This window comes from Pseudomonas sp. AC016 (genome assembly GCF_979253365.1).
The window spans coordinates 45,503-51,529 of the sequence record NZ_CEEDCC010000002.1 but is presented as its reverse complement, the minus strand read 5'-3'; the positions used below and the strand labels follow the sequence as shown (position 1 = coordinate 51,529).

Annotated in this window: 6 protein-coding genes; all 6 read right to left on the bottom strand. The window is 53.2% G+C overall.

Translation table 11 applies throughout. The annotated features are described in order from the left end of the window. Positions 1 to 931, bottom strand: a 931-nt coding sequence (locus AC0IXS_RS27390; protein ID WP_471826418.1) for an ATPase, T2SS/T4P/T4SS family, incomplete at its 3' end; no start/stop codon positions are given. Further along, the gene (locus AC0IXS_RS27385) at positions 931 to 1,494 is read right to left on the bottom strand and encodes a type 4 pilus major pilin (protein ID WP_471826416.1); all 564 of its coding nucleotides are present in this window, start codon (positions 1,492 to 1,494) and stop codon (positions 931 to 933) included. The genes AC0IXS_RS27390 and AC0IXS_RS27385, both read right to left, overlap by 1 nt. A gap of 29 nt (positions 1,495 to 1,523) precedes the next feature. Then, positions 1,524 to 2,636 carry a type II secretion system F family protein gene (locus tag AC0IXS_RS27380; protein ID WP_449124726.1) on the bottom strand — a complete coding sequence of 371 codons (1,113 nt, stop codon included), beginning with the start codon at positions 2,634 to 2,636 and terminating at the stop codon, positions 1,524 to 1,526. Beyond that, positions 2,636 to 4,165 (bottom strand): GspE/PulE family protein, encoded by a 1,530-nt coding sequence (locus AC0IXS_RS27375; RefSeq protein ID WP_449124725.1) that lies wholly within the window; start codon positions 4,163 to 4,165, stop codon positions 2,636 to 2,638. Before AC0IXS_RS27375 ends, AC0IXS_RS27380 begins: the two co-directional genes overlap by 1 nt. A gap of 9 nt (positions 4,166 to 4,174) precedes the next feature. Further along, positions 4,175 to 4,726 (bottom strand): type IV pilus biogenesis protein PilP, encoded by a 552-nt coding sequence (gene pilP, locus AC0IXS_RS27370; RefSeq protein ID WP_122423040.1) that lies wholly within the window; start codon positions 4,724 to 4,726, stop codon positions 4,175 to 4,177. After that, positions 4,716 to 6,026, bottom strand: a complete 1,311-nt coding sequence (gene pilO2 / locus AC0IXS_RS27365) for a type 4b pilus protein PilO2 (protein ID WP_471826414.1) — start codon at positions 6,024 to 6,026, stop codon at positions 4,716 to 4,718. The genes pilP and pilO2 overlap by 11 nt, the downstream gene beginning before the upstream one ends. Between the last annotated feature and the right edge of the window lies 1 nt (position 6,027).

The window sequence follows — 6,027 nt, the reverse complement described above, 5'->3', positions numbered from 1 at the left end:
TACCTTGCTGATCTATTTCCTGCTGCAAACTTGCGATATTCCCTTTCCGAATCTTTTCACGTACCGCGCTATCACCTCTGACTAGTAGTGTCTGGGATGTAAAACGTTTGAACTGAGTTTTGTCATCCTTAACTACCACTGTCAGATCCTGCCAAATGACTCCCAGCAAGCTGTCAGCAAGCAAGTTAGCCGCTGACGGGGTTGCGGCAGTTGCAATAAGTCGTTCTAAGGCTTCAGGGATACCCATCGCGTGGAATGTTGCTGCTATAAGCTCGCCATTGGAACCAGCGCTTAAAACCTGCGAAGCAGTGTCAGAGTCCCGAATTTCACCTAGAAACATGAAGTCCACGCCCGAGCGCAGTCCACGCATTAAATGCTCGTAGAACCCGCCGTTGTGACGTGATGCATTTATCGATATTGCGCGCCCCGTACCGTGCTTTCCGTGAACTGTCGTTTCTATTGGGTCTTCAATCGTAAGTGCTATGCCGCCATGATTTAGCAAACGCTCAACAATCCATGACTCCCCAGTAGAGGTTTTACCTGCACCGAAACCACCACAGAACAAAATCAAGCCAACAGCATTTGGCGCAACAATCGCATCCGCAAAGTGCTTCGGAATACCTAACTCGTGGAATTTCCTTATTCCAGCCTTACGCTGACGTAATACGTATGTTCCTCCGTCTCCTTCAGTTTCGAGGTGCGTCACACGAAACGTCGCATCACCAAACCGGATATTGAATTCCGGCCCTCCGGACTGTTGTTGAGCCGCTGCACACAGCTTACGTATGTCCTGTAACTCGCTGTCCCAGCTTTTCGGTGCGGGCATGTAGGTGTCATTGACACCTGCAAGCCCTTTCACCTCTGCAAAGCTGTCACTTACGTACAGGTCAGTAAACTCACTTGTCGTAATACTGCTCTGCGCATCGTTCATTAGCGACCAGACCATGCCAGAGAGTTCGAGTCAGCGTTGCAACCTGTCGTCGCAGCTGCTGCTGTCACTTCACCTTTGATCGCCGTACCACCGTTGATTCTCAACGAGTTGGTATTGTTTGCTGGCCCCTTGGTTGCCAGAAAGATGCAGTTCGCCGTTGGAACACCGTTGTAGGTAACGGTCCACCCCATGCCTGTCGAAGTAACCGTTACAGAGCCACCCCAGCTGTTGTAAACGACACCAGCATTTTTCTGCATCGTTTCAGGAATGCCGTCGTTCGCCAGTAGAGTAGTGACCAGGTTCGTTCCGCTGGAGCCATAACCGCTGGCTGTTTTAAGCGTCTGCGTTGTTCCAAGGATGCTGGTGATGTTCTCCAGTTCACTTGAGTTGCTCCAAGAGCCGAGCAATTTCGGAAACCATGCCAAACCCGCTACTAGGATCAATATACCAATCAAGATGACAACTACTAGCTCGATAGTACTCGCGCCGCGTTGTAGCTTCAAACCTTGAAACGCTTTCTTTGGCACGAAACTGCTCGCACTAATCACAGTGTTGTTTTTCATAAAAAGTCTCTACGTCTATGGGTTGTGTTTTATTTCTGGATGGTTCTGTTTGAGGTTTGCTCAAAGTTTGACTGCATCTCCTGAACGCCTAGCACTACAAGGCCAAGAACACTGCCCATCATGAGCATTGCTACGGCGAACGCTATTCGCGATACGTTTTGAAGATTTTTAATGCTGTTCTGCAACCAGCGTGCTGAATACTTACTGATGGCTTGGGGGAAGCCCTCCCGCGCTGCGAGCACCTTTACAAAGTCTATTGCACGTTTGTCTGGAAAACTGTGACCTGCGCTTTCCAGCGCAATACCTAAATTGCTTCCAACTATCAGGCCATGCCTAGCGCCCAATATTCGCTCTTTCATCCACGGGTTCGCATATTCTCCAAGCACTTTCAGCGCTTCGTCTGGTGGGATATTCGCTCTCATCATCACCGCCAAATTAAGCAGAAACGTGGAGCCGTGAACGATCCTGTAGGTTGAGTAGAACGGGCCTTTGTCGAATACAGCGCGTACAGGCCCGGTCCATCTAGGCAAGCTGTATGCAAACAATACGATCATGATAAGCAGCACCGCGATGGTGATCAGCCCCCAGTTAGTGACGTACTGTGACAACTGATATAGCAGGTACGAACTGCCTGTGAACTTTTCAGGGTCCGCTACCTGAGCAATCTTAGGGACCAGCTTTTCAGACACGGCCCACAGCAGGACGCTCATGGGTAGCATGAGAAACGATGGGTACATGACAGCCGACTTAACGGCTGAGCTGATTTCCTGCTTGGCCTCGATGACCTTGATCACGTCGTCGAACGCCTGGCTAAATCCTGCAGCACTGCGTTCCCCAGCGGCGATCAGTGATGCTTCTTCGTACGGCACCCAACGCGACAACGCCTGGCTGATTGCCGCACCATCGGTAAGTTGAACCATCAGATCCGCTGACACGATCGCCAGGGCTTCCCTCGAATCAGGATTGCCCTCGCTCCAGATCTTGTTGAGTTCCTTCAGCGCATCGTTAGGACTGATACCGTTTTCAACCAGGTTTTGAAGGCTCTCGTAAAACATGATTCGTTTCTCGCCCATATGGCGCATTTGCCATGCAGCGAAGCCATGCGTTAGACCGCCAGTGAGCCGATTCACCAGATCCATCATTACGCACCCGCCTTGCCGAGTGTCACCTGGTCCTCGTCGAGAGGACACACGTCACGCTCGCCATGACGCGGATCTACCACGCCCTGGTTGATGCGATGCAACAGGTGAGCATTCTTGGTGATGCCCCCCTGTTCGTTGACCCAGTAAACCTGTGCTTCAGGCTTACCGTGTTCGCGCATTTTGCGCATGAACTCAAGGTTAGGCAGGATGATCTCGCCGATCGCGGCCCTGTTTACCACTCCCCGGCCTTCGCAATGACTGCAACCCTCACCGGCAAGATGTACAGCTTCCGGAATGCAAAACTTGTCGACCCGCTCTGCTAGCGTCCGATCTAACAGGTGACGCAGCTCCAGGTACGGGACTTTGCAATGCTCGCACAGGATTCGGGTCAATGACTGATTCACCAGGCCTTTCACCAGCGCAGCGTCATGAAGAAGGTTTGCATGCACGCCGAGGTCACTTAGTCGCTGGAATGAAGCAGCAGCGGAGTTCACATGCAGCGTCGACCACGTACCGTGGCCCGTCAAAGCTGCCTGGAACGCTGCTAATACCGATTCACTATCACGCACCTCACCTACCATGATTACATCGGGATCCTGGCGCATCAGGTTTCGGATGGCTTGTGCCCACGATTCCTGCGGCCCAAGCGGCGTTTGATTCGCCCCTTCGATCCGATATTCAACAGGATCTTCCACAGTCACAAGACTGATGCGGTAGTCCATTGCGCTGAGCAGCATGCTCAACAGGCCTTGCATGTTCGTGGACTTGCCTGACCCCGTAGTGCCGGTCAGATAGACCATGCCGTCGTTGCGATGGATCAGTCTATCGAAAGCCTCGATCTGCGATGGCAACCAGCCCTGTTCTTCGAGAGTCAAACGCTTGCCGCTGTCATACAGCAAGCGCATCACCATGCCAGGGCCATTCAAGCTGGGTCGTGTTGAAATTCGAGCACCAAATAACCCGCATTCGGTCACAAAGTCACTCTTCAACCTGCCGTCTTGAGTTTCACCAGGCCTGTAATTGTGCTTATTCTTTTCGCACATGGTTTCGTAAATAGCAGACATGACGCTTTGGCCGTCGTCACCGGCGAAGTTCTCGATCCGTTCCAAAGACCCGTGCACACGAAAACGGACCTCATGCCCCTTCGGGGTTGCGACTATATGCATGTCGCTCGCACCCGCGCTGGTTGCCTTACGAAGTAGCTCTACGACCTGTTCATGCTTACCTTTGCCGGACGTCACTGTAGGTTGCGTGACCCGGCTTGTAGACTGCAGCTTGTTTGCACCGTACAGCTTCTGCACTTCTTCAGGCGTCACGTACTCAACGCCTGGTCGGGAACCGACTAACCGACTTACTCTGGCGATGTACGCCAGTACATGCGGATCTGCTGCGTAACCGTTCACGACGTGGACGATATTATCGGAGGTAAGACACACGACGCCGCGTAGATGGTCGTCGACCTCCAATCGTTCACCAGGACCACTGAGTGTCGTGACTGGTTGTACTTCAATTACAGCCAAATTGGACATACCACTCTCCTAGCGCAGCGGAATCATTGAGTTAGTAGGAACACCAGGAAGTCTGCCTGCAGCGCCTGTATTGCCAGCTCCTGCTGCTTGGATTGGCGGTGTGGCAAAGCCAAATTGCAGCGGTAGCCGCCGATCACCACGGGTAAGCGTTACGGTATCGATGCCGACTTGCGAAACGTGATAGCCACCCGATATCTGATCCCCTGATTTCGCGCTTACGGTTGTACCGTTGGGATACCGCAATGTCGCAAACAAGCGCCCTGCTGCGCCTGAAATCCCGATGACCGTGGGAAGGTCGGTCACGATCACTGATGTCTCTACAGGTGAGTCTTCAGAACTCGCCGCCTGCAAATCATCGCCCGTCTCTACCATTGCCTTGCGCAACTTGCCTTTTGCCTCGGCGCGCTTCACTTTGGCATCGAGCATCACGGTTTCACTTTGTACCTGCTGCAAATCACCAATTGTTGCCGACGCAGCCGCGCTGGCAGATTCATCAGCTGCAGCGACTACGGGGCAGACAGCAGCGATCAATAGCACGGCCAATGTCTTGTTAACGCGCATAGATGTCTCCTTTCACTGACCAGGCAAGCTGTGTGCCTGTGCGTACAACAGAAATTTCGGTAAGACGAACACCGCGTAGGCCGAGGTCCGAAAACAGGTCCTGCGGTCTATACGTCGACGTCAACGAGAAACTGAATTGCTGCCAGTCGGGCACCGGCGGCGGAGGCGGCGTTTCACCACCAGGCATAGGCGCAGGTGGTGGAACGACGACCGCTACCGTGTTGATCTCAGGCTTCAGATCCAGCCGTTGAAAATGCGACATGAAGTCGGCCTGAAGATGTTCGAAAGGCACCAGCTCGTCATCACCACCAGCGCCCATCTTCATATCGTCACGCAGCCTGGCGCGATCACTGCCAGCGAGCAGCTCTGGCGGATTTGCAAACCTGCCACGGCTCGCATGCACAAGATCGTTGAAGGTTGTTGTACCTGCGCGCTGGTAGACAGATTCCACAGCGATCGGCGTGCAGGATCCTGCTTCAATCATCCAGCCGCCTACCGACAGTGGTAAACCATCGAGCGTCGTCTGACAGCTACCCAAGAAGTCTGCAATGCTCGGCTGATCGGCCCAGGGATGTTCCAAGGCTTGTGCGGTCAGTTCGGCCCCTGCCCTTGCGTTAAGTTCTTCGAGTTCCTTCAACCGTTGCGCTTCCATCTGCTGGGCGATGCGCAGCGCTTCCCTTGCCTGGTAGGCCTGCCATTGCATGTAACCGATGCACAGCACTACAAATACGGCCAGCAGTACACTCAGCTGAATGATTTCGCGCCGCGTCAGCCCGAACGTCAGTTGTTTGAGTGCATATTCCTTGCGGATCACCTCGGGTTTCAGCAGCAGCTCGATGTCGAGAGCCGAACCTCGATGTTCGAAGTCGTCTGGATGAAAGGCTTTGTCGAAAGCCATAACTCGCGTCTGGCTATCCAATTCCTTCAGACGCTGCATGACCGTTAACCGATCGCTGATCAGGTCGTACTCAGGAACGATGAGGCCGTTATGCACGGCGACAAGTGCGTACTGCGCGTTAGGCAGAAGGAAAGCACCAATCCAAGAGTCGACCTTGATCTGGCCAGCCAAGGCTGAAGCCAGGGAAAACATACCCTTGTTGACACCATTTCCCTTTTTAACAAACCCTGCCTGTGCCATCAGGCCTTTGCGAATCGCGACAATATCCATCGATTCGCGCTTGCCTATTTCACGGGCTTCTCGCATGTAGTTTTTGTCTTTCAACGGCTCCCACACCAGGCCAGAGACGAACTGCTTTCCGTTGATCGTTACAACTTGGATGTCGCTTGCATTAGATGACATG

Excerpts from the sequence above, each read along its gene's own strand:
- pilP (WP_122423040.1), bottom strand. The coding sequence starts at position 4,726 with ATGCGCGTTAACAAGACATTGGCCGTGCTATTGATCGCTGCTGTCTGC.
- AC0IXS_RS27375 (WP_449124725.1), bottom strand. The coding sequence starts at position 4,165 with ATGTCCAATTTGGCTGTAATTGAAGTACAACCAGTCACGACACTCAGT.
- AC0IXS_RS27385 (WP_471826416.1), bottom strand. The coding sequence starts at position 1,494 with ATGAAAAACAACACTGTGATTAGTGCGAGCAGTTTCGTGCCAAAGAAA.
- AC0IXS_RS27380 (WP_449124726.1), bottom strand. The coding sequence starts at position 2,636 with ATGATGGATCTGGTGAATCGGCTCACTGGCGGTCTAACGCATGGCTTC.
- pilO2 (WP_471826414.1), bottom strand. The coding sequence starts at position 6,026 with ATGTCATCTAATGCAAGCGACATCCAAGTTGTAACGATCAACGGAAAG.